The sequence below is a fragment of the Bifidobacterium bifidum ATCC 29521 = JCM 1255 = DSM 20456 genome (assembly GCF_001025135.1).
In the GTDB taxonomy this organism is placed as follows: Bacteria; Actinomycetota; Actinomycetes; order Actinomycetales; family Bifidobacteriaceae; genus Bifidobacterium; species Bifidobacterium bifidum.
On the sequence record NZ_AP012323.1, the window covers coordinates 473,101 to 497,777 of the forward strand.

17 protein-coding genes and 1 pseudogene are annotated in these 24,677 nt (G+C 63.9%); 14 read left to right on the forward strand and 4 right to left on the reverse strand.

Annotated elements, in window-relative coordinates:
* Positions 1-20 precede the first annotated feature (20 nt).
* Complete coding sequence (locus BBBF_RS01940) at positions 21-1,289, reverse strand: LCP family protein (RefSeq protein ID WP_021647636.1); 1,269 nt, start codon at positions 1,287-1,289, stop codon at positions 21-23.
* A gap of 465 nt (positions 1,290-1,754) precedes the next feature.
* On the opposite strand from BBBF_RS01940, the gene BBBF_RS01945 reads away from it, so the two are divergent.
* Positions 1,755-3,308, forward strand: a complete 1,554-nt coding sequence (locus tag BBBF_RS01945; RefSeq protein ID WP_021647639.1) for a hypothetical protein — start codon at positions 1,755-1,757, stop codon at positions 3,306-3,308.
* 351 nt (positions 3,309-3,659) lie between these two features.
* On the opposite strand, the gene BBBF_RS01950 is transcribed toward BBBF_RS01945, so the two are convergent.
* Both BBBF_RS01950 and trxA read right to left on the reverse strand, forming a co-directional pair.
* Positions 3,660-4,655, reverse strand: coding sequence for an aggregation-promoting factor C-terminal-like domain-containing protein (locus BBBF_RS01950; RefSeq protein ID WP_003821174.1), 996 nt, complete (start codon positions 4,653-4,655; stop codon positions 3,660-3,662).
* Positions 4,656-4,888: 233 nt separating this feature from the next.
* Entirely contained in the window at positions 4,889-5,251 is a 363-nt protein-coding gene (trxA, locus tag BBBF_RS01955) for a thioredoxin (RefSeq protein ID WP_003821172.1), read from the reverse strand.
* A 197-nt stretch (positions 5,252-5,448) separates the two neighbouring features.
* Between trxA and BBBF_RS01960 the strand changes: the two genes are divergently transcribed.
* The 12 genes and pseudogenes from BBBF_RS01960 to BBBF_RS02015 all read left to right on the forward strand — a co-directional run bounded on the left by BBBF_RS01960 (position 5,449) and on the right by BBBF_RS02015 (position 22,450).
* On the forward strand, positions 5,449-6,075 hold the full coding sequence (locus BBBF_RS01960) for an NUDIX hydrolase family protein (protein ID WP_013363143.1): 627 nt from the start codon (positions 5,449-5,451) through the stop codon (positions 6,073-6,075).
* Between the two features lie 145 nt (positions 6,076-6,220).
* The gene (locus tag BBBF_RS01965; RefSeq protein WP_021647642.1) at positions 6,221-7,075 is read left to right on the forward strand and encodes an alpha/beta fold hydrolase; all 855 of its coding nucleotides are present in this window, start codon (positions 6,221-6,223) and stop codon (positions 7,073-7,075) included.
* 113 nt (positions 7,076-7,188) lie between these two features.
* The gene (gene nudC / locus BBBF_RS01970; protein ID WP_021647643.1) at positions 7,189-8,280 is read left to right on the forward strand and encodes an NAD(+) diphosphatase; all 1,092 of its coding nucleotides are present in this window, start codon (positions 7,189-7,191) and stop codon (positions 8,278-8,280) included.
* Positions 8,281-8,357: 77 nt separating this feature from the next.
* Positions 8,358-10,208, forward strand: coding sequence for a L,D-transpeptidase (locus BBBF_RS01975; RefSeq protein WP_021647644.1), 1,851 nt, complete (start codon positions 8,358-8,360; stop codon positions 10,206-10,208).
* 147 nt (positions 10,209-10,355) lie between these two features.
* Entirely contained in the window at positions 10,356-10,763 is a 408-nt protein-coding gene (gene gcvH, locus BBBF_RS01980) for a glycine cleavage system protein GcvH (RefSeq protein WP_003811987.1), read from the forward strand.
* A 127-nt stretch (positions 10,764-10,890) separates the two neighbouring features.
* Positions 10,891-12,240 (forward strand): annotated as a pseudogene (locus BBBF_RS01985) (App1 family protein).
* A gap of 55 nt (positions 12,241-12,295) precedes the next feature.
* Positions 12,296-14,758: a S9 family peptidase gene (locus tag BBBF_RS01990; RefSeq protein WP_021647648.1), complete on the forward strand. Its 2,463-nt coding sequence runs from the start codon at positions 12,296-12,298 to the stop codon at positions 14,756-14,758.
* A gap of 475 nt (positions 14,759-15,233) precedes the next feature.
* Positions 15,234-16,265, forward strand: a complete 1,032-nt coding sequence (locus BBBF_RS01995) for a 3-isopropylmalate dehydrogenase (RefSeq protein ID WP_014759901.1) — start codon at positions 15,234-15,236, stop codon at positions 16,263-16,265.
* A 152-nt stretch (positions 16,266-16,417) separates the two neighbouring features.
* Positions 16,418-17,662: a lipoate--protein ligase family protein gene (locus BBBF_RS02000; RefSeq protein ID WP_013363150.1), complete on the forward strand. Its 1,245-nt coding sequence runs from the start codon at positions 16,418-16,420 to the stop codon at positions 17,660-17,662.
* A 163-nt stretch (positions 17,663-17,825) separates the two neighbouring features.
* The gene (locus BBBF_RS02005) at positions 17,826-18,545 is read left to right on the forward strand and encodes a Crp/Fnr family transcriptional regulator (RefSeq protein ID WP_003811992.1); all 720 of its coding nucleotides are present in this window, start codon (positions 17,826-17,828) and stop codon (positions 18,543-18,545) included.
* Positions 18,546-18,719: 174 nt separating this feature from the next.
* Positions 18,720-21,029 carry a transglycosylase domain-containing protein gene (locus BBBF_RS02010; RefSeq protein ID WP_051265181.1) on the forward strand — a complete coding sequence of 770 codons (2,310 nt, stop codon included), beginning with the start codon at positions 18,720-18,722 and terminating at the stop codon, positions 21,027-21,029.
* A gap of 287 nt (positions 21,030-21,316) precedes the next feature.
* Entirely contained in the window at positions 21,317-22,450 is a 1,134-nt protein-coding gene (locus tag BBBF_RS02015; protein ID WP_033509975.1) for an NADH:flavin oxidoreductase/NADH oxidase, read from the forward strand.
* 69 nt (positions 22,451-22,519) lie between these two features.
* Here the strand turns inward: BBBF_RS02015 and BBBF_RS02020 are convergent, their stop codons facing one another.
* On the reverse strand, positions 22,520-23,668 hold the full coding sequence (locus tag BBBF_RS02020) for a quinone-dependent dihydroorotate dehydrogenase (RefSeq protein ID WP_003811998.1): 1,149 nt from the start codon (positions 23,666-23,668) through the stop codon (positions 22,520-22,522).
* 202 nt (positions 23,669-23,870) lie between these two features.
* Here BBBF_RS02020 and BBBF_RS02025 point away from each other — a divergent pair, with 202 nt between their 5' ends.
* Positions 23,871-24,674, forward strand: a complete 804-nt coding sequence (locus BBBF_RS02025) for a DeoR/GlpR family DNA-binding transcription regulator (protein ID WP_003815312.1) — start codon at positions 23,871-23,873, stop codon at positions 24,672-24,674.
* The last annotated feature ends 3 nt before the right edge of the window (positions 24,675-24,677 follow it).

A 24,677-nucleotide genomic window follows, 5' to 3' on the forward strand; every position in this document is an offset into this window, starting at 1 on the left:
TCTTCGGAGGGGGGGCGTCGTCACTCGTTGCCGATGACACTGTTTGAGTTCAGCGACTTGTTCACCAGCTCCTTGTAGTCCTTCGGCGACTCGGCGTTGGACGCGGCACCCAGTTTCTTGTTGGATGCCTGCGGCTCGGGAATGTCGATGGTGCTCTTCGGGCCGAGGCCGGCGTCCGTGCGGCGCATCATGTCCTGCCACTCCTCGTATTCCACGCCGACGTAGCTCACGCCGTCCTGCTCGAATGCGTACGAGGGGCAGCCGGCGGTGTTCAGCGTCACGCTCTTGCCATAGAACTTCTGCCCGATGGACAGGAAGTCCGTTACGGACATATCGGTCGACAGGTCCTTCGAGAACTGACGTACCAAATCAGGCCACTTGGTGACCGGCTGATCCAGGATTTTGTTGATGATGGCCGTCAGCACGATGCGCTGCGCCTGGGCTCTCGAGAAATCGCCGCCCTGGACCCTGTAGCGTTCACGCGTGAAGACGAGTGTCTGCTCGCCGTTCAGCGTCTGCGTACCGGCCTTCAGGGACCCGCCGCCGTTGCCGCCGGAGAACGATTCCGGCACGTTCACCGTGATGCCGCCCAACTCGTCCACCAGTGCCACCATCTGACTGAAATCGACCTCCATGTAGTGCGTGATCGGCACTCCCGCAAACTTAGATACCGCGCGGATGGCGCCAGCCGCGCCGTCATATGAGTATGCGGCGTTGATCTTGCTGACACCACCGCCGATGTTGACCATCATGTCTCGCGGAATAGAGATGACATCGGCCTGCGCACGTTTCGGGTCGACGCGGACCAGCATGATGCTGTCGCTGCGGCCGTTCTCCTTGTTGCTGCGCCTGTCGGAGCCCATGAGCAGCGCGTAGAACGCGCCGTCCGAGTTCGGCTCGGGCCCGGACAGTGCCGCTTCGGCCTCCGCGTTGCGCATCGCGATGTTCTCGTCGACCATGTGCGCGTACCACCAGATTGCGATCACGGGGAAGACGACCAGGACCAGCACCAGGGCGAGGACGACCAGAAGCACTGCCAGGCGACGGCGCTTCTTCTTTCGGCTGCCGCTGCGCGAACCGCGCGAATGGGAACGGGAGGATCCACCGCTGTGGCCACTGCCGCCGCTGCGATGCGCTTCGCCGCCCTCGTGGCCTTCCTGACCCAGAATCGGACCGGCCGCGGGGGCCGGATCCGCCACGTTCGCGAGCATATCCGCGTCATTGTCCGTGGACTCCCCGGCAGTGTCGCCGTCGGCCGATTCCCCGGCTTCCGCCTCTTCCTCGGCCATCTTGCGGAAAAATGCTGAAGATCGTCGGTCATCTTGTCAACAGGTGTATTTGGCCTGTTCGCAGTCATCTGCTCTTCCATCTAGGCCCTCGCCACGCAAGCCTGCGCCCGCGGCGGAACACGTTTGTTCCAACTCGCGGGAAGACTGAATACCATCCCCCGCGAATCTCCTCCACCATCATAAACTTACGCAATGATTGGACAGTTTATGCAGGTTGCGCGGCTCTCGCCAGCGACCGTGCGTTTTGTGGCCCTTCCATGGCGACAACGCGGTTGTGATGGTGACGCGGTGACGATGCTCATGGCCTGTGGAAGCGATGACATGCTACCTGGGCGTATCGGCGCATGACATGGTCAGGACGGTACCGTATATAATGGCGTGAACGTTGAATATGCCGGTGAAACGGCCATAATAGGGAACAGAAGGCCGGGCGAATCCCGGAAAGCGGACATGAATCGGGGGCGGATGATGAACGAGCATGAAGCGCATGAGCGTGATATGCAATGGGACGATGCCGGCGACGGCGCGGGACTGCCCGAAACAGGGGAGCGTGACGCTGTGCAGGGCATTGAACCGGGCGCCGAGCGGCATGCGGCCGAATATAAGGCCGTAGCGCTGGGCGATGCCGTGATCGGTTCTGCCGCCGGTGCCAGTGGCGATGTTCCCGGCACTGACGTTGCTGACGATGCCGTGGCTGCTGATGCCGCCGGCGCTGCCGGACAGCAGGCCGCAGATGATGAGGGCATGCAGTTCCTCGACAATCCCGCGTGGGACATCCCCGACGTGATGTTCCCCTCGACGGGCGGCGTCAAGGACGCTTCATCGGGGAGGGGCCCATCGTATGGTGCTTCCAGTCCCCACGTTCCCCTGCCTGAACCGGAGGACACCGTGCGGCCGGTGCATGTCTCTGCCTCCGATCCGCTGGGGCTGGAGGACGTGTCCGATATCCCCACCGTGCCGGAGGAGGAAGAGCCGCAAGGCAACAACGACGTCACTATGGTGATACAGCCGTTGAGTGCTTTCCCTACGCCCACGCAGAGCGTGCCACCTACAGCCGGAGTGACGCCGCAGACCGTGCCACTGCCGCCTGAGGCGGGCGCGGCGGTGCCTCCTCATGGGAGCGGAGAGCCGGGCGGCAAGGCGGACGGCAGTTCTCGAAAGCAACATGGCCACCGCCGCGCTATCATCATCGCCGTCGTCGCGGTCGTTGTCGTGGCGCTCGCCGCTACGGGCGGATTCCTGTGGTGGCGCCACGTGCAGAACCAGAACGAGCTCGATCAGGCGGCGAGCCTGTGCAAGACCTCGAAGACCAAGGCCGACAAGGCGTTTTCCGAATTGCAGTCCGCGCTCAGCGAAGCCAAGCCTGCGCAGCAGATTCCGCAAGGCGATGTGTCCGATCCGACCGTCCTGGAGACGCTGAACAGCGCGGTCACAAAGGCGTCCTCGGCCAGCGAGCCGGTCTCGTGCGACGTGGCGTTGGGCACCGAGACGCTGAACGCCAATGCCAGCAAGAACAAGCAGATCGCGCGCGCCAGCACCAAGGCGAAGACGAACGTCGCCAAGGCCACCAAGGCTGTGAACGACGGAAAGGCGGAGAAGGTCGAGTTTATCAAGCATGAACTGCAGACGGCCGTCACCGGCGCGCAGAAGATTTACGATGACAGCAAGGGCGTTGTGCTGGACGACTCGACCAGGACCACGCTGCAGTCCGCCATCGATCAGGCGAACGCGTTGCTGCAGCAGGATGACGCCGATCTGAACGAGATGCAGCAGTCTATCACCGATGTGAAGGACGCCGGAGACGCGGTGACCGTGTCGATGAACGAGTACACCGCCCAGCAGAAGTATCTGGAGCAGCAGCGCCAGCAGGAGCAGCAGCGCCAGCAACAGCAACAACAGCAACAACAGGACGACCAGAACGACAATAGCAACGACCTGAACGGCGGCACGAATTCGCAGATCGGTGATTCGCGGGGTCACGAGACCCAGCCGACCCACCCGCAAGGTAGCGACGACTGATAGATGGTGATTGGCAGTCGGCCATCCTGTTTGACCACCCCCAGTCGCTTCGCGACAGCCCCCCCCGATGGCGGGGGCGAGAGTAATGCCCCCGCTGGCGGGGGCTGTCGCGAAGCGACTGGGGGTGGTTCATATAGACTGCCCACTCTTGTCGGCTCTGCCGTGAACGGCAGGTTATTTTGCGTCGTTATGTGCGCGTACTCGTCGTTTCGGCGCGCACATAACGACGCAATTGCGGCCAATTCGTAGTTGTCAGGCCTTCTCGCATTGCGATCGGCTTTATAGGTGAGTCTTGCGACAACAAAAACCGGCCCCGCAGGAGCCGGTTGAAGAAACGATAGCGCGCCGCCGTCAGTAGTTGCTGTTGGCCTTCCAGTAGGCGTAGGCGCCGGTGATGGAGCCGTAGCGCTGGTTGCAGTAGTTCACGAACCACTTGAACTGCGTCTGGTAGTTGGTGCGCCAATCCGCACCCGCGGATGCCATCTTGTTGCCGGGGAGCGCCTGCGGCAGGCCGTATGCGCCTGAGCTCGGGTTCGTGGCGTTCGTCTGCCAGCCGGACTCATGATTGATGATGAAGTTGGCGGCGGTGAAGTCGGCCTCGGTGTAACCGTTCGCCAGCAGCCAGTCATGCGCCCACTTCTGCTTCTCGCCGGAGGGGACGGTGTCACCGAGCGTGTTCGCGGCCGCCTCTTCGGCGGAACCGGTGCCGACCAAGATCACCTTGTCGACAGGGGCTTTCTTGACGTACTTGGCGAAGACGGTGGACGAGATGACCTTGCCCGCGGAGCGAGTGACCATGCTGGTGGTCTGCAGCACGCCTTCCTGACCTTCGGTCTGCACCTTCTGCTGACCCTGCGGCAGGCTGGTGGTCTCCTTCTTGACCGTGTTGAACGCGATGGCGGTCTCCGAGGTCTCGGCCTGCGTGTCGGCACGCGAGATGGAGATGACCGTGGACTCGTCCACCTTCGTGGTCAGGGCCGGCGTGACGCTGTCTTCCGGCTCCAACGTGATGTTGCCCGCGTCCAGTACGGATTTGACGTCGGTGAAATTGTCGCCCAGCACGAAGCGGGACTTGCCGTTGATCTTCACCGTCACATAGCTGGTGTTGGCGTCGGCGCCACGCAGATCCGCGCGGTTGTTGCTTCGCGAGACGCTGCTTCCGGCGAGGTCGGTGGCCGAGTATTCGTTGACCGTGGTTCCGCGGCCACGGCCGATGTAGAAGTTTCGGGAGACGATGCCGGCCGCAACCACCATGACGATCGCCGCGGCGATCGCTACGATGCGGATCCACTGGCGTTTGCTCAGCGACAGCAGCGTTGGTGCATTGGTTTTGCGATGGCTGGCCATTATGCTCCTTGATTGACGGACAATCCTCGGCGAATCCGGCCGTCAATCACGACGGGCGGGTGATGCGTCGACGCTGGTGGGCGCCGCACCGGAATACACACCAAATCCAAGTTTAGACCACTATGACGATCTTGTGAAATCTTGGAGCCGGCGGATTCCGCGTTCCGCCCGCGCCCGTGGCACCTTCGCCTGGCCGCCGGCGCACGAACGCGGAATCCGCCGGGAATCGTCGGTTATTCGGCGGAAGCGGCCGAATCCTGCGCGGCGGCGGAAACGTCCAGCGCCTTCGCCTGCGCGATCAGGTCGTCAAGGTCTTCGGCGCGCAGCGCGCCGGCCTGCTTGAAGATGATCTGGCCCTGCTTCGCGATCATCAGCGTGGGCACTGCCTGGATGCCGGCCGCGCTGGCCAGATCCTGGTTCGCGTCGATGTCGACCTTGCCGAAGACGATGTCGGGGTTCTCCTCACTCGCGGCCTCGAACGTGGGGCCGAACGCGCGGCACGGGCCGCACCATGTGGCCCAGAAATCCACGAACACCAGGTTGTTGTCGGTGATGGTCTTCTCGAAGTCCTGCGCATTGAGCTGAACGGTTGCCATGATCGTTTCCTCCCTCGTTGTCATGGTGATGTTCCCATCCGTTGTCGTCCCCCAGCATCCCAGCACCACTCAACAAACTACGCCGACGGACGAATGCGGACGCCCGCATCGCGCGTTTTCCGTGATTCACATCGCATTCGGGAATCCTTGTCGAAATCGACACGTTGTCGTCACGCGAGTTGGGCGATAATAAGACCATGCCAGTTTTGAATGACGAAGTACCTGACGAGGGCGATTTCGACGCCGGCCGCCGGCGCGGCGAATTCGATGACATCACGCCCGAGGATTTCATCCGCGGGTCCGGTCACGGCAATCCGCCCGGCTGGCTCGGTCCGGCCGACATCAGTCGTGCCCGTCGGCAGCTGCCGATCGCCTATGTGGAGATCGTCCCGATTCGCACTGACGACCTGGGCAGGGTCTCCCGGATCGGCTCCTTGCTGCACGTTTCGGACGACGGGTCCATAGAGCGCACGCTGATCACCGGCCGCGTGCTGTTCCATGAGAGCATCCGCGAGGCCATCGCGCGCAACGTCGCCAAGGATCTGGGCGACATAGCGCTGCCGATGCTGCCGCAGAGCCTGCAGCCGTTCACCGTAGCCGAGTTCTTCCCGACGCCGGGACTAAGCGAGTATTACGATCCGCGGCAGCATGCGATAACGCTGTGCTATGTGGTGCCGATCGCCGGTGACTGCAAGCCGCAGGACGAGACACTGGACGTCGAGTGGGTCGATCCGCGCGGTGAGATGATGGAGACGTTCATCCGGCAGATGACGAACGGACATGGCCGTATAGTCCGTCAGGCGTTGGCCTGGCTGGATTTGTGACGTGCCGTCTCTCCGTCCGGCCGGTCCGCGAGAGGACGCGGGCCGGCCGGACGGCGGCATGATCGGTGGGAATGGGGCGCGGACGGCGGCCGACGACAGTGGCCGACACCGGGCGATGAAACGATGACGATATAGGAGCGCAACGATGATGACGCTGAGCAATACGGTATACGCGACGGGGGAAGGGACACCGCTGGTGCTGGTGCACGCATTCCCCGTTGACCACCGCATGTGGGACGACTGCGCGGAGCAGATTGCCCGGCAGGCGCGGGAGACGGGCGACCCGTCGGTGACGGTGTGGGCGCCGGACATGCCGGGCGCCGGGACCGGTCCGATTCCCGAGCCGGCCGACAGCGGGCGGGTGGCGGCCGACGGGGCGCTCACGGACGCGCTCGACCTGATGGCCGACGCCTATGTCGATCTGGTGCGTGCCGCCGGCTACGACAAGGCCGTATGGGCCGGACTGTCGATGGGCGGATACGTGGTGCTGGACATCCAGCGCCGCCATCCGGACATGGTCGCGGGACTCGCGCTGTGCGACACGAAAGCGGGCGCCGATGGCCCCGAGGCCCGCGCGAACCGGCTGGCGTGCGCGAGCGAATGCGAGGCGACGCAAACCGTGAAGCCGGTCATGCATTTCGCCGATGCGACGCCGTCCGATTCAAGCTTCAAGCAGTCCGATGAGGGCAGGGCGCTGTTCGCCCGCTGGATTGGCGAGCAGACGCCGCAGGGCGTGGGTTGGCGTCAGCGCATGGCCGCCGGCAGGCCTGACCTCAGCGATCAGCTGCCGCTCGTCACCGCTCCCGCGGCGGTGCTGTGCGGCGACAAGGACCCGTTCAGCCCCAGGCCGGCGATGCGGGCGCTCGCCGATGCGATGACCGGCACGTCGCCGAGTTTCACGGTCATCGAGGATTGCGGGCATTTCAGCGCGGTCGAGCATCCCGATCAGGTGGCGAGCGCGTTGCTCGATCTGGTGCGACGCGTGCATCTGCGCGACTGATCGCGGGCGCAGTCGGCCGGACACGGCATCCGCGGTGCGGTGGTGCCGGTGGCGCCGGCGGTGTGACCTGCCGCGACGATGATTGACGATGGATACATGAGGAGTGTGAAGTGATGTTTTCACCATTGGCATTGACCCAGACGTTGCCGTTCCTGCCGCTGGCGCAGGGCGACATCGATTATCAGGTCGCCCGGCGCGGAGATCCGGACCTGTTCGACACGCTGTTCGCCGACCCCGTCACCAAGGTCATCCTGGTGCGGGGCGGCCTGCTGGCCGTGCCGCGCGGTCAGGGCAATGCCGTCAACTATGCCTCCGCGAACATGAGGCTGAGCACGCTGCCGGGCGCGTACGCGGGTTCCGCCCTGGCCGTCCACCCCGAAGTGGTGCCGATATTCCTGGGATCGTATGGCGCGCTGCGCAACGAGCATGTGGTGGCGCTCGACATCACTCGGATGTCGGCTCCCGGCGCGGCCTCGGCGATTCCGTCGCCGTCGCTCGGTGCCGACGCGGCGTTTGATGCCGACGGCAATGCTCCCGGTGCGGTCGCGCCTGACAGGCTGGACATGCTGGAACAGGCCGTGGAACGGTTCGACTGGGTGGATCTGCGCGGGTTCGCCGCGCACGCCAACGCCCGCGAGGCCGGACAGGCCACGACCGCGGTGACCCTGAGCATATGGTACGCCGGGCAGCGGTTCTGCCCCTCCTGCGGGGCTCCGGTCAAGGCGGCGATGGGTGGATGGTCGCAGCGGTGCACGAACGCGGGTGACGGGAACCGTCTTCTGTTCCCCCGCATCGAGCCCGCTGTCATCACTGCGATCGTGGACAGTCAGGACCGGCTGCTCTTGCAGCACAACAGCGCCTGGCGCAATCCGCTGCTGTACTCCGTGTCGGCGGGATTCGTCGAGGCGGGGGAGAACCTTGAGCACGCGGCACGGCGCGAGGCCAAGGAGGAGACCGGCATCGACCTGGGCGAGGTGCGCTACCTCGGCTCCCAGCCGTGGCCGTTCCCCGCGTCCCTGATGATGGCGTTCAAGGCGCAGGCGCTGAGCACCGACATCCTGGTGGACGGCGAGGAGACGGAGACCGCGCGCTGGGTGACCCGTGACGAATACACCATCGAATTGTCGGAGGGCCGTATGGAAGCTCCCGGCAAATCCACAATCGCCCGGTACATGATTGAGGAGTGGTACGGCCGCGAACTGTGACATGCGCCGCGCGACAATGATTCGTATGGCTGCCGGGTGTTATAGTGAAGCCAGAGAGTCGAAGTAAAGGAACAGGAATGGCTAACGAATACACGGGAGACGATAATCAGGAAGACGAGCGCACGCAGGCAGTCTTCCCGCTGGATGATCAGATGGACATCCCGCCTCTGAACATGCCCGTCCTTCATGACGGGTCGACGTTTGACGCTGAGCCTTCCGGTCTGGCGGGTCTGGTCCAGGAGACTCAGGCGAAGCGGCAGGCGGATGCGGCCTCCGCACAGACGCAGGAGTCGCAGGAGACTCAGGCTTTCGACCCGTTGGCCGAGCTGGACGATGAGGCCGCTCCTGAGCCGCAGCCCGCCACACCTGCGACTTCATCCTTTGCCCCGCAGCGTCCCGCCGCGGACGACGTCGCGACCGTCGCCTTCGCCGCGGTCGCCATGAACCCGGCCGATGACGCCGCGCTGGGCAAGGGCGTGTCCGCGGCCAAGACGAAGAACCCGAAGCGCGGCATGATCATCGCGTTCAGCATCATCGGCGCACTGCTGGTGCTGCTGGTGGCCGCATTCTTCGGCACGAACTGGTATTTCCAGGACCGCGTCGCCCCGGGCGTCCGATTCGGCAACGTCAGCGTCATGGGCAAGACCGAAAGCGAGCTCACCGGCATCGTCAACCGGGCCGTGTCCGATTCGGCCATCACCGTCACCGATTCCGAGGGCAACAACGTCAAGGCGGGCCTCGACAAACTCGGCGTGACCGTCAACGTCAAGCAGACCGTGCGCAATCTGCTGGACGCGAAATCCGGCAACATGTTCACCCGCATCAACCCGTTCGCCAAGCAGGACGTCCGGCTGTCCGCCACGACCGACAACTACAAGCTGAGCACCTACCTGACCGAGCAGCTCGTCAAGGAGCAGGATCGCGCGGTCGCCTCGAACATCAGCTACGACGCCAACTCCAAGAAGTTCATCGTCACGGAAGGCAACGAGGGCAAGGAAGCCGACCCGTCGGACGTGATCGCGGCCGTCAAGAAGGCGGTCTCCCAGCCCGGCGAAGCACAAAAACTGAGCGTCATGTACTCCGACGTCGCCATGCCCATCACCGTCGAAACCGCCACGAGCGCGGCGAACGACGCCAACAAGCGACTGACGTCGTCGCTGGTCATCGGCAACTCCAAGGGCAAGACGTTCACGCTTCCCGCCGATGAGATAGCCAAGTGGATCCAGGTCAAGCCCGACATCCAGAAGGGCACCATCACGCTGGCATACGATCAGGACGCCATCAAGACATACCTGTCGCAGAACCTCGCCAAGAAACTCGACCAGGACATGGTCGTCGAGAAGAACATCACCAACACCGACGGTACCGTGCTGACCGTGACGCAGAAGGGCGTCGACGGCGTGGCCGTCCAAAGCACCGACGAGACCGCCGCGCAGGTGCTCGACGCGCTGAACGCCGGCAGGGGCGCGGAGCTCACAGCCACGGTGAAGGTGACCGGCCACAAGACCGAAAGCCGCAAGGTGGACTACACGTCGCCCAACGGCGACCCTCACATGGTCATCAATCTCAGCGAGCAGAAAGTGTACGCCTACAAGGGCTCGACCCTGGTGAAGACTTTCATCGTCTCCACCGGCAAGCCATCCACGCCGACCGACAACGGCACGTTCTTCGTGCACACCAAGTACCAGTCGCAGACCATGCGTGGCGAAGGCTACGTCACGCCGAACGTGCCATGGGTCACATACTACAACCAGGGCGAAGGCTTCCACGGCGCACCGTGGAACACCGCGGGCATCGCCAGCGGCACTCCGAAGTCGCACGGATGCACCAACATGCGCGTCGAGGACGCCAAGTGGGTGTATGACTTCCTGCCGATCGGTGCCATGGTGCAGATCGTGGGGACCACGCCGACCTCCGCCGTGCGCTGATTTTCAGGCGATTGCGCTGACTATACCGCTGACGCCGGCCCCGCCGATCATTGTTTCCGATCGGCGGGGCCGGCTGCGTTTTCGGGGCCTCGCCGTCCGGCTCAGTGTCAGCCCCATCGATAAGCGCTGTGCGGTACACTGGGGGGCATGAGTGACGAGAACGCAATCGACAACCCGTTGAACCTTGACATCCCCGATCACCTGCAGTATTCGGAAGAGCACGTGTGGGTGGACGATTCGGTGTCCCCGGCCATCGTCGGCATCACCGCGTACGCCGAGCAGCAGCTTGGCGAGCTGGTCTTCATCGACCTGCCGGACGAGGGCACGCGCGTGGAGGCCGGCGACGAGGTCCTTGAGCTCGAATCGGCCAAGGCCGTCGAACCGCTGGTCTGCCCGGTCGCCGGTACCATCCGCTATGTCAACCATGACGCCGCGGACGACCCCTCCGTCGTCAACAACGACCCGTACGGCGAAGGATGGCTGCTGAAGATCGAGCTGGACGATGACGAGCCGGAACTGCTCGACGCCGAATCCTACGCGAAGATCGCCCAGTGACCGGCACCGCCGTCGGCGACCGACAACGCAAGCCGGCGATGGCCGACGGTGACGAAGGTACATGACGACGACATATCCGACGGATATATTTGACATACAGCTAACGTGATAACGGATGGCGGAACCCATGAGCATCGCACACGACAACACACCACGCCGGGGCGGAGCGCGCCCTCTCGGCGGGCGGGATGACGGGCTGCGGCATGACGGCCCGATACATGACGGATCGGATCCGGACAACGCGGCTCACGACCCGTCCGGGCAGACCGGCTCCCCGCAGGACGACATGCTCACCGTGCCGATTCCCGCACGCCCGGTCGTCACCACGTTCGACGCCGCGTCGCGGCACGAGCGCATCGAGGTGCAGCCGGTACTGGTGCGCCGCATGCGTCGGGCCGTCACCGGCACGTTCGGATTGTGGGTGCGACTGTCCACCGCCGTCGCGCGCAAGCTCGACTGGTTCCCGCGCGTGGACCCGTACGTCGGCTATGGCACCGAGGTCTACTCTAGGCTGATCTGCCGCACCGTGTACGCGCCCAAGCACAGCAACGCCGGCACACTGACGCGCGGCATCAAAGGCATGCTGGCGATTCCCGCGTCCCGCGTGCAGGTGCGTATCAGCATAGACGGGACACCGCTGGAAACCGTGCAGATCGGCGAATCCGAGCGATATGACGAATTCAATCCCGTGCGAGATCTCGGCAGCGAATACGCGGTGTCCGACGAAAGCGGATACCTCGATCTGGTGGCCGAGCATCAGCTGGAGACCGGCGTTCACCGCGTCACCTATCGCGTGAAGGGGCGGCCGGAGGTCTCGGCGAACCTGTTCACCATCCCCTCCAGCGCGAAGGTCGGCATCATCTCCGACGTGGACGACACCGTTATGGTCACGCAGGCGCCGATATTGTGGAAGGCCGCATACAACCTGCTGTTCCTGAACCCCAAGAAGCGCAACTCCGTGCCGGGCATGAGCGTGCTGTTCACCAAACTGCAGGACATGTTCCCCGACGCGCCGTTCTTCTACCTGTCGACGTCCCCCTGGAACGTGGAAGGATCGATCCGGCATTTCATCTCGTATCACGGCTTCCCCGAAGGACCGCTGCTGTTGCGCGACCTCGACCCGCGCCCGAAGACGTTCGTGCCGTCCGGTCCGCAGCACAAGCTGGAGTTCGCCGAACAGCTCATGGCGGACTTCCCCGACATGCGGTTCATCCTGATCGGCGATGACGGGCAGAAGGACCCGACCACGTATGCGACCATCGCTCGGTGATACCCCGGCCGTGTGCTGGCGATCGGCATACGGCAGCTGTCGCCCCGCGAGGCCACGGGTCTGTCGTCGATGATGGGCATGACCTCGACGCAGCCGATGCCCGTCACCGACGTGCCGGTGTTCACCGGCACCACTGGTTCGAACATCATGAAGACCATGCTGCCGTACCTCAAGCAGAAACTCGGACGAACGGACTTGGCGGAGTGACTTCCCGAAGAGCGAAGTTCGCCGCTGTCTCAAGTCGGGCCGTATAATCACGAGCATGACAGACGAAACGAACGGCGGCGTCGCCGCTTGCCGACCTCCCATCGCCCGGCGTGAACCGGTGAAGCGCGTGTTCCACGGGGACGCCGTGATTGACCCGTATGAATGGATGCGAGACAAGCAGTCACCCGAGGTGCGCGACTATGTGGCCGCGCAGAACGCGTACTGCGACGCCCGCATGGCGGGTCTGGCGGGGCTGCGCGGCACGCTGTTCGACGAGTTGAAGGCGCATGTGCAGGAGACCGACATGTCGGTGCCGGTGCGCATGGACGGATACTGGTATTTCGCGCGTACCCGCGAAGGCAGCCAGTACGCCGTGCAGTGCCGGGTGCCGGTGCGCGGCGAGGACGATTGGACGCCTCCGGAAGTCGGGGGAGCCGGCGATGAGGGCGGGAGCGCCGTCGGAGCCGGTTCGCTGCCGGGCGAGCAGGTGGTGTTTGATGCGAACCGCGAGGCCGAGGGGCATGATTTCTTCGCGCTGGGCGGCCTGTCCGTCAGCAAGGACGGCCGATGGATGCTGTACGGCGTCGATACGCGAGGTGACGAGCGGTACGACTTCCGCATTCGTGATCTTGACACGGGCGATGAGCTGCCAGAGCGCCTTGAGGGCATCGGCGCGGCATGCTTCACGCCGGACGCGCGGTGGGTGTTCTACGTGACGCTTGATGATGCCTGGCGGCCGTGCGAGGTGCGCCGGCACCGCGTCGGCTCGCCGGTCGAGCAGGACGAAGTCGTCTTCCACGAGGACGACGAGCGGTTCTGGGTCGGGGTCGGCATGAGTTTCGACGAGCACAGCATCGTGATCTGCTCCGCGTCCAAAACTTCGTCCGAAGTGTGGATGCTGTCGACCGCGACGCCGGAAGGCGAGTTCTCGGTGTTCATCGCGCGCAAGGACGACGTGGAATATGACGTGAGCTTCGCATGCTTCGAAGGTGCCGGGGCTGACGGGGCCGATATTCCGGTTGCCGTGGTGTACCACAATGCTCAGGATCCGAACTTCGAGATCGACGTGATCGACATGCGAACCCATCAGCCGCCGTATACGCTGGGAGAAGGCGTGCGCGTGGCGGTCGGCTCGCCATACGGGTGCGCGCGCGGCGACGACATGGAGGCGGGCGCGGGCGCGAAGCCGGCCGGGACGGCCTACTCGAATCCCGCCAACCCCCGGATATTGCAGGGGGCGCACGGGCTGGCCATCGAGGGCATCGCCATCCACCGGCATTTCGTGACGCTCGCATACCGCACGGACGGGTTGCCGCACGTGGCGGCGATGACCAAGACGCAGGCGGCCGAAGACTTCCTCGCCGGGCGTCCATGGTCGTTCCGCGAGCTGATGCCGCCGGCGCTGGACGGCGACTGGGACGTGCCCGGGCGGGCCGATGACGGTGCAGCCGAGGCCGCGGGCGGAACGCTGCCGGGAGCCACCCATCGTCTGTACTCCATCGGAACGGGCGGAAACCCCTCGTATGATGCGCCGCGCATGCGGTACACGTTCTCCAGCTACACGCGGCCGGGCGAACTGCATGAGTATGATCCGGCGACCGGGCATGACGAGCTGCTCAAGCGGGCGCGGGTGCTGGGCGACTTCGATCCGCGCGAGTACATGGAGCGTCGGGTGTGGGTCACCGCTCGTGACGGCGAGCGCATACCCGTGTCACTGGTGTGGCGGCGCGGCCATGAGCCGGCCGCTGACAGCGCGATGTTCATCACCGGGTACGGTGCTTATGAGATCAGTTCGGACCCCGGCTTCTCAGTCGCTCGCCTGAGCCTGCTCGACCGCGGCGTGCTGTACGCCGTGCCGCATGTGCGCGGCGGCGGCGAGATGGGACGCGCCTGGTATGAGCAGGGGCGGCGCCTGAACAAGCGGCACACGTTCGAGGACTTCATCGACGTGACCGCCGCGCTGCAGGACGCGGGGTTGGCCGATGCGCATCGGACGGTGGCGTACGGCGGTTCCGCCGGCGGTCTGCTGATGGGTGCGATTGCGAACATGGCGCCGCAACTGTATGCGGGCATCGAGGCGGATGTGCCGTTCGTGGATGCGCTGACGTCGATCCTCGATCCGTCGCTGCCGCTGACCGTCACCGAGTGGGACGAGTGGGGCGATCCGCTGCACGACGCGGACGTCTACCGGTACATGAAATCGTATTCGCCATACGAAAACGCGCCGGAGGGCGCGGACGGCGAGGCCGGTGCGGGCGCGGCGTCCACGCGGTCTTTGCAGAGGCAATCGCTGCGGCCATTCCCGCGTATCTTCGCCACCACGTCGATGAACGATACGCGCGTGCTGTACGTCGAGCCGCTCAAGTGGGTGTCCCGACTGCAAGCCGCCGGCATCGATGCGATCATCAAGATCGAAGTCGAGGCCGGTCATGGCGGGACCTCGGGCCGCTACAAGCAGTGGCGCGAAGTCAGCTACGAAAACGCCTGGTGCCTCTCCGTCATGGGCCTGACCCGCTAGCCGCGGCCGACGTCCGCCCCTGATTGCGGGGCTTCCATATCGCGCCCCCACCTGCAAGGGGATGTGATTTTGGGGCCCGCGGGTGGGGATCATATGGTTGTTCCGGCATTCGGACTTTGCTGTGCCGGATAGTGGAATGAATGGTGGTTCCTGTGCCATACCACGTCAAAAACACCGTTTTTTCGCGTGGTGTGGTACAGGACCTTGCCACAGAATCGGTTTTAATCGGTTACATGCGCTGTTGGGGTACAAGAAGAATATCAAAGATCCTTGCAAAATGGCCGATTTCGCTGTGAAGCCCGGAATCGGCCATATCGGGCGTGTACCACACCACGGTCAAAATAGCGTTTTTCGGCATTCTGTGGCACAGACCATGCCGCACAGACCATGCGCGAAGATCACGTCGCCTCCACCGTCTGTCCACTAGACGGACTGGGCGCATTGTTTTCGAGCACGGCCACATACCCTGTTGGCTATGGCAAAGAAGTATACAATCGCCGTTATCCCCGGCGATGGCATTGGCAAGGAAGTCACCCCCTGGGCTCAGAAGGCGCTGGAAAAGGCCGCTGAGGGAGTGGCTGATTTCGAATACGAGAATTTCGACCTGGGTGCGGAGCGTTATCTGTGTGATGGCGCGATCCTGCCGGACGAGGAGCTGGAGCGCATCAAGAAGACCGATGCGATCCTGCTCGGTGCTGTCGGTGACCCGCGCATCAAGGCCGGCATCCTGGAGCGTGGTCTGCTGCTGAAGCTGCGTTTCGCGCTCGACCAGTACGTGAACCTGCGTCCGTCCAAGCTGTACAAGGGCGTCACCTCGCCGCTCGCAAACCCCGGCGACATCGATTTCGTCGTGGTGCGTGAGGGTACCGAGGGACTGTACTGCGGTGCCGGCGGAGCGGTTCGTCGCGACACTCCTGCCGAGGTCGCCACCGAGGTCTCTATCAACACCGCGTACGGCGTGGAGCGCGTGGTGCGGTACGCCTATGAGCTGGCGATGAAGCGTCGCAGGCACATCACGCTGGTGCACAAGAAGAACGTGCTCGTCAACGCCGGCGACATGTGGCAGCGCATCGTCGACCGTGTCGGCGAAGAGTACCCGGAGGTCACGCACGACTACCAGCACATCGATGCGGCCACGATTTTCCTCGTGTCCGATCCGTCGCGCTTCGACGTGATCCTGACCGACAACCTCTTCGGTGACATCCTCACCGACGAGGCAGGTGCCGTTGTCGGCGGCGTCGGCTATTCCGCGTCCGGCTGCATCAACGCGAGCAACGAGTATCCGTCGATGTTCGAGCCGATTCACGGTTCCGCGCCCGACATCGCCGGTCAGGGCAAGGCGAATCCGACCGCGGCCATCCTGTCGGCCGCGATGCTGCTGCGCCATCTTGGCTTCGACGATGCCGCGGCCCGCATCGACACGGCGGTCGAGGCTGATATCGAGGAGCTGGGCTCCACCGTTCGCTCCACCGATCAGGTCGGCGAGGATATTCTCGCTCGCTTGTAACGCGGCGGTGGCGTGAACCACCCCAGTCTCGCTTTGCTCGACAGCCCGCCAGCGGGACCGAGATATAGGCCACCGCTGGCGGGCTGTCGAGCAAAGCGAGACTTCGTGTATCGGGGTTTGAGACGACCACGCGGACAGATTCGGCGTGTAACGTGTATCGGGTGAATATCGAAAGTCGTGGGGAATGCAAGCGCCCGGGCGGCAAGCTGGTCGGGGTGACAGTGGCGTGCGCGCCGGATAACGGCCACGTCGTCGGCTGTCGCGTGGACGGTGATTTTTTCGTTGAAGGTGACGATGCCGCGGTCGACAGGTATCTGCGCCGTCTGAATGCGGCGCTTCTCGATATAGTGCAGCGTGATATAACACAGTGCGATACGCCGCCCGATGATCCGGATACCGTCTCCTATCTTGAACGCATCGCACGCGATGAGCATGTATCCGTTACCGGCGCGAATGCGGAAACGATACTGACCGCGTTGCGCCGCGCGCTGTCGGCTTGCGGCCGGGACGCCGCGCGACCGGCATCCTCGCGCCTCGCTTCGCCCGCCTCCGTGACGGCGCATGACGCGCGCAGGCGTGCAACGCCGTCCGCCGCATCGGCTGTTCCGACCTCGTCTGTCACAATTACGCCGGCGGCCTCGGCGCCTCAAGCGTCCCGCGGTCTCACACCGCCGACATTCCCCGGCGAGTGGCACGACCGCTGGCATCGGCTCGCGCCGAAAATCGTCGTGGACAAGCCCCGCAGGCCGCAGGAACAGATGGATGTCGACGTGCAATGGTCCCGTGAGGTGGCCGCGGGGGAGCGCCCTGCCACTATCCGGTTCTGGCAGTGGGCGTCCCCGGCCGTGGTGGTCGGCCGGTTCCAGTCGATTCCGGACGAAGTGCACGAAGATGTCGCCGCGAAGGAGGGTTTCACGGTCGTACGGCGCTGCACGGGCGGCGGCGCGATGTTCATCGAGCCCGGCAACACGATCACGTACTCGCTGTACGCGCCGCGCTGGTTCGCCGCGGACCTGGACATCGAGGAATCGTACCGTCTGTGCGACATGTGGCTGATCGCCGCGCTGCGTGGCCTCGGCCTCGACGTCGGCTTCTCCGGTCTCAACGACATCGCCTCCAGCCATGGCAAGATCGGCGGCGCGGCCCAGCGCAGGTTCCCGCCCATCGGCTCCGGCCCCGGTTCGATACTCCACCACGTGACGCTCGCCTACGATATCGATGCCGTGAAGATGACCCGCGTGCTGAACATCTCCGGAGAGAAGATGTCCGACAAGGCCGTGAAATCGGCCGTGAAGCGAGTGGACCCGATGCGGGCCCAGACCGGTCTGAGCCGCGACGGGCTGATTGCGCGTCTGGCGGACTGTCTGACGCAACCGGACGGTCCCGGTGCAAACTAGGCTACAATATGACAGAACCGACCGAAGACAGAGACGCGACGGGTTGGATTCCGTCGCGAGGACGCCGATGCGGATGCGGTGGCGGATGGTGCGCCGTCGTCGCGATATCGCAGGGGCTCCGTGTCGAGGTGCCGGCATGTCGGAAACGTGACCAGGAGGCGTCATGAGGGCAATCGGGCCGAATTCGTTCCCCGAAGAGGACAACGAGCTGTTGCATACGCCGTTGTTCAAACAGGTGTCGCCGGAGCAGGCCAATGAGCTGATTCCCTACCTGCACGAGGCCGTATTCGACAAGGGCGACTATATCTTCCGCGAGGGCGACAGGGACCACCGCATGTATCTGCTGGAGCGCGGCCGCGTCAAGCTGATCCGCGAATCCAAGGACAGGCGCGTGCAGCTGCTGTCGATCCACGCGCACGGCGAACTGCTCGGCGAGATTCCCGTATTCGACCCGTCCGGCGGCCCCCGTACCGCCACGGCCGTGGCGATGACCCACGGCACGCACGTGGCATGGCTGGAGCATGACGCGTTGTTCGCGTGGCTCAACGAGCACCCGCGCGTCGCCATCGACATGCTGCAGGTGCTGGCGAATCGCATGCGCGGCAACAACGAGCGCATATCCGACCTTGTGTTCATGGATGTGCCCGCCCGCCTGGCGAAGACACTGCTCAACCTCGGCGCGCGGTTCGGCGAGCCGGTGGAAGCCGGGCTGAAGGTGCCGCATGACCTGACGCAGGAGGAGCTCGCCCAGTTGGTCGGTTCTTCGCGCGAGACGGTGAACAAGGCGCTGATGGATTTCGCGAACCGTCGGTGGATCGCGCGCGAGGGCCGGTCGATCATCATCTACCAGCCGGGCATGCTGATTCGGCGCTCGCAACGGTGACGGCTGCGCCGAGCGCGGTGAACGCCCGGCGTTCCAGCGGCCGTTGGGGGATGATTCGGCTTGTTTCCGGTCGTTTTACAGTCTTCTGACCGGTTTGTGAGTACCCTGTGAGGGATTGGGAATCAGTCGTTCGGATGACGTGCCCGGTAGAGACGCCCCTCTAGAATGGCAACCATGCCCAAGAAGAAATCCCTGACCGCAAAATGTGTGTTGTCGCTGTTCCTCGCGTATGTGCTGCTCTGTCTCGCCGGAGGCGTCGTCACCAGCGCGTTCTTCCTTCCCGCCGTGTTCGCATCGAACAACGTGGTGCGTGCCATCGTGCCGTCGCTGCAGGTGGAGGGCATCGATTTCAACGTGACCGACCTGCCGCAGCAGTCGCGTCTGTATGCGTCGGACGGTACGACGCAGATCGGTACGTTCTATGCGCAGAACCGTATCGTCGTGCCATTGAAGAAGATTTCCAAGCCGATGCGCCAGGCGGTGGTCTCGCGTGAGGACCGTCGTTTCTTCCGGCATGCCGGCGTGGATATCCAGGGCGTGATGCGTGCGTTCGTGGCGACCTACGTGAAGAAGGGCGCCACTCAGGGCGGTTCCTCGCTGACCCAGCAGTACGTCAAGAACGTGCTGCTGCTGCAGGCGCAGGAGGACAACGATCCGATCGCCGAATACCATGCATCCGAGGAGACCGTGGCGCGTAAGCTGCGCGAAATGCTCATCGCCGTGCAGATGGAGAAGACGTATTCGAAACTGGAGATTCTGCAGGGCTATCTCAACATCGCGCAGTTCGGCCGTGGCATTTACGGCGTGGAAATGGCCGCGCGACGATACTTCAGCACCACGGCTGACAAGCTTGACATCGTGCAGGCGGCCACCATCGCCGCAATCACGAAGAACCCGGCGGCCTTCGACCCTTCGGTGGAGAGCAACCAGAAGGCCTCCCAGAGGGAGCGCAACATCGTGCTTGACCTGATGTATCAGGAAGAGTACATCAGCCAAAAGCAGCGTGACGAGGCCAAGGCGAAGCCGCTGAAGGACACGCTGAAACTGCAGGATGCGCAGGCGGGGTGCAGCGCGTCCGGCGACGCGGCGTTCTTCTGCGACTACGTCACCAAGAAGATCCTCAACTCGAAGGAGTTCGGCAAGACCATCGAAGAGCGCAAGAAGCTGCTGTATGAGGGCGGCCTCGACATCTACACGACGATGGACGTCAATGCGAACTCTGCGGCGATGAAGGCCGCGCGTGCGGCCATCCCGGCGGACGACGCGAGCAAGATGGAAGTGATGATGGCGGCCATCAAGCCCGGCACCGGCGAGGTGCTTGGCTTCGGCATCAACAAGATATACGACACGTCGCCGGAAGCGAACAACGATCCGGCCAGAACCGCCATGAACTTCGCCGTGGACCAGATAGACGGCGGCGGTAGCGGCTTCCCGGTCGGCTCCACATGGAAGCCGATCAACCTGGTGGCCTGGATGCGCAAGGGGCACTCGATCAACGAGGTGCTGCCGGCTCCGGGCGTCGTGAACCTATACCGTGACATTCCCGGCTTCCGCGGCGTCAATACCTGGGACGTGAAGAACTCCGGCGGCACGCCCGGATACGCGGAATCCCCGCTCGACGGTCTGGTCAACTCGCACAACACCACGCAGGCCGCCATGGCGAAGGTCATCGGCCTCGAACCCATCGCGCAGGCCGCCGAGGACATAGGCTTCCATCAGGCGTCCAAGCAGAAGATGAACATGCATCTGAAGGACGACACCGCGAACGGCGGCGCCTATCAGGCCCCGCTGATCATCGGTGGTACGGTGTCCGCCGCGCCGCTGACCATGGCGAACGTGTACGCGACCATCGCCGCGAAGGGAGTCGAATGCACGCCCATCGCCATCAAGAAGGTCACCGACGCCACCGGTGCCGAGCTTGACGTGCCCAAGGCGAACTGCCATCAGGCCGTCGACCCGGATATCGCCGAAACCGTCGCCTACGCGATGAACCAGGGTGTCGTGCGCCCCAACGGCCAGGCGAGGACCGCCCAGCTCGCCAACAACCGCAAGACGTTCGCCAAGACCGGTACCAACGAGAACACGTACATGCTGACAGGCGGATTCGTGCCGCAGATCGCCGCGTTCGTCGCCGTGGGCAACGCCGACGGCAACAGCGACTTCGACAACAAGACCATTAACGGCGTATACCACCGCACATGGTTCGGTTCCTATATCGCGACCCCGACGTGGAAGAACTTCATGGACACGTATCTCACCGCGATCAATGCGCCCAACGTCGATTACGGCACGCCGTCAAGCAAGTACGCGGCGACCTCGAATTCGACCTCGAAATCGTCAAGGTCGAGTACCAGCACGACAGACGGGACGACCAGCGGAACCGGCGGAACGGGCGATACCAGCGGCCAGTACACGCAGACGCAGAACGACACGACCACCGGCGGCAATCAGACCGAGGGCGGCCAGACCACCGGCGGGCAGTGACGGGCGGTGGTTCGGCAGCTGAGCCGGTGAGCTGAGCCGGCGGGCCGATGCGCCGAAAGCGGCGGTTCTCCGCGTGAGGCAGGGGCCGTATGAGCATGAACGCTCATACGGCCCCTGCCTGATTTCCGACGCATTGCGCAGGCGGAGAACATCGGTGCACGAGTCGTGCTTGAGTCTGTGCGCGGTGAGATGATTAGACCGGTGGTTGCCTCGCCGTGGTTTGGAAGCATCCCGACTTCCCGGCTCGCGGATTGGGAGCCATGCGAATTGTCGAGGAAAGGACGACCATGAACGCTGAGGGGAAGAAGAAGGCCAAGGGCGGCAAAGGGGGAGTGCAGCTGTTCCAGCCGATGACGTTGCGCGGCGTTACCATGCGCAACCGCATCTGGCTGCCGCCGATGGACACGTATTCAGCGGTGGCGCAGGACGGCAAGCCCACGCCGTTCCATTACCAGCATTATGTGTCCCGCGCGATGGGCGGATTCGGCATGATCATCGCCGAGGCCACCGCGGTGACGGCCGACGGGCGTATCTCGCCGCGCGATGTGGGACTGTGGAACGACGATCAGGTCGCCGCCTGGCATTGGATCGTCGACGGCATCAAGCAGGCCGGCGCGGTGGCGGCCGTGCAGCTCAACCATGCCGGACGCAAGGGGTCGACCGGCTGCTTCGGCGTCGGTTTCGAGGGGAAGAGTGTGCCCGAGGATGCCGGCGGATGGCGTACGGTCGCGCCGAGCCCGATCGCGTACCGTGGGCTCACCGATCCGCGCGCGTTGAGCGTCGAGGAGATTCACGGTCTGGTTTCGGCGTTCCGGGATGCCGCGCAGCGTGCGGTGTGGGCCGGTTTCGAGGCGATTGAGATTCATGCGGCGCATGGGTATCTGATCTCGCAGTTCCTTGACCCGCTGTGCAACGAGCGCGCGGACGAGTACGGCGGCGATATCCACGGCCGCATGCGGTTCCTGCTGGAGGTCGCCGATGCGATTCGCGAGGTGATTCCCGACACGGTGCCGCTGCTGGTGCGCATTTCGGCCACGGACTGGGCCGCGGGCGGCTGGGATCTCGATCAGACGGTCGATACCGCGTGCGTGCTGAAGCAGCACGGCGTGGACCTGATGGATGTGTCCACCGGCGGCATCATCGCCGACGTGAGCATTCCGGTCAAGGCCAACTACCAGGTGCCGTTCTCCGATCAGGTGCGCGAACGCGCCGCAATACCGACCACCGCCGTCGGCCTGATCACCAAGCCGAAGCAGGCGGAGAAGATTCTGCGTGCGGGGCAGGCCGATGCGGTCGAGATCGGCCGTGCCGCGCTGCGTGACCCGTACTGGCCGCTGCGCGCCGCCGCCAAGCTCGGCGTGCCCGTCTCCAAGACACCCTACCAGCCGCAGTACATCCGCGGCGCCTTCCCTGAGGACTGAGCGGCAGATAAACGTAGACCACCTCCAGTCATGCTACGCATGACTGGAGGTGGTCTACGGCTGCGTCGATCAGGCGTCGATGCCGACGGCGTCGCTGATGTGTTCGAAGCCGTCGCGCTTGAGGAGCGCCGCGAGGCCGCGCTTGAGTACGGTGATCTGCTGCGGTCCGCGGTACATCAGTGCGCTGATGAACATGACCAGGCTGGCGCCGTTGCGAATCTTGCGATATGCCTGCTGCGGGGTGAACACGCCGCCGATGCCGGCGATGGCGAAACGCTCGCCGTATTCACGGTAGACCTGCGCGATGCGCTCCTCGCTGGCCACCGTGCACGGGCCGCCGGACAGGCCGCCCTCCCACTGCTGCGGAATCTCCAGGCCGGTGCGGTCCTTCTGGAGGTTGGCGATGCTCAGCCCCTGCACGTTGTGCTCGGCAAGCACGTCGAGCAGGTCCTTGAACTCGGGCCACGTCTTGTTGAGCGGCATCTTGACCAGCGTCGGCTGCGGGCGTTCGATCTTGTCGAGCTCGGTGAACAGGCGGTCGAGCGCGTCCGGGTCGGCGGTGAACGGCTCGCCGGCATGGGTGTTCGGGCATGACACGTTGACCTCGACCATGGCGCTGCGTCCGGCCGCGCGGCGCATGGAGATGCAGTAGTCCTCGATGCCTTCGTCCAGGTCGCCGCACTTGTCGTCGTTGGTGCGTGCGATGGAGACGGACACCTGCATCGTCTTCGCGTTTGTCCACGCCTGCTCCGCGCGGTCGATCACCTTGTCGGACCCGTCGTTGGCAAGGCCCACGTGCACCATCATCGAATCGTATTCCGGAAGACGGTGGAACCACGGCTTCGGATTGCCGGCGCTGGCGCGGGAGGTCGTGGAGCCGACCGTCTCGAAGCCGAAGCCGACGTTGTCCATGAGCACCGGCATGTCGCAGTTCTTGTCGAGGCCGGCGGACAGGCCGAACGGGTTGGCGAAGTCGACGCCCATCACTGTGGTCTCCAGCACGGGGTCGGTGTAGTCGAGCATCTCGCGAAGCAGCCACATGAGCGGCGGGATGCGTTTGGTGACGTTGCAGAACTCGATCATCTGGTCGTGCGCCACATCGGGGGTGTGGTTGAAGACGAAATTGGGTTTGATGATGTTCTTGTAACCGAAAGTGAACAGGTCGGTGGTTGCTTTGTTCACCGCGTCGTGCCAGAAGTTTTCCGAAACATAAGCCATGCCCTCCATTGTGTCACGCACGCGAAAAAACGGCAACGATGCGGTTGCGTGGGTGCGGTCGGATCCGGCGGGTGGGGGAGAGTGCGGTAAAAGTGATGTTTTGTTCGTTTTTATGGAAGTAATGTGCGCAACACGCATGTCAAACATTACGAAATGCACATATTGGTTTGGTTTATGCGCGAACATGTGCGATAATGTTCACATGATATCCTCACAACGTCAACATCTGATACTGAGCCGTCTGCGTACGCGCGGCGCAGTGCGCATCACGGCGTTGTCTAAGGAGCTCGGCGTTTCCGCGATGACCATTCGACGTGACATCGCCGATCTCTCTGACAAAGGTCTGCTGAAACGCGTGCATGGCGGTGCCGTCAGCACCAGCGCATTGCTCAGCGAGCCGCTGTTCTCTGTAAAGTCGCAGATGGACATTGGTCTCAAGGACGCCATCGCACGTGAAGCGGTGCAATATGTGGCCCCCGGCGATGTGATCGCCATAGGAGGCGGCACCACGGCCTACGTGTTCGCGCAGCATCTGCTGGAAAGCCAGCAGGCGTCGGGCATCACCATCCTCACCAACTCGATTCCGGTCGCCGAGCTCGTGCAGGCGTTGGAATCCAAGGATGTGGAGGTGATCGTAACGGGCGGCGTCACCACGCGGTCGAACTCGCTGGTCGGGCCGATCGCCGACAAGGTCATCGCGTCGCTGCGCGTCAACACCGTGTTTCTCGGCACCCATTCCGTGTCGATTCCCCGTGGCTTCCTCATGCCGAACTCGCTGGAGGCGGCCACCGACATGGCGATGATGGGCATCGCCGACCGTACGGTCATCCTGACCGACCACACCAAGTGGAGCTGTACATCACTATCGTTGTTCGCCCGGTTCGACCAGGTGGACACGGTCATCACCGACGATGGCCTCGACCACGAGTCCATCGCCAAGACAAGGGATTTGGTAAAGGAACTCGTTCTGGCGCACCAGAGCGAACACACCGAAGAAAGTGAGTGACAC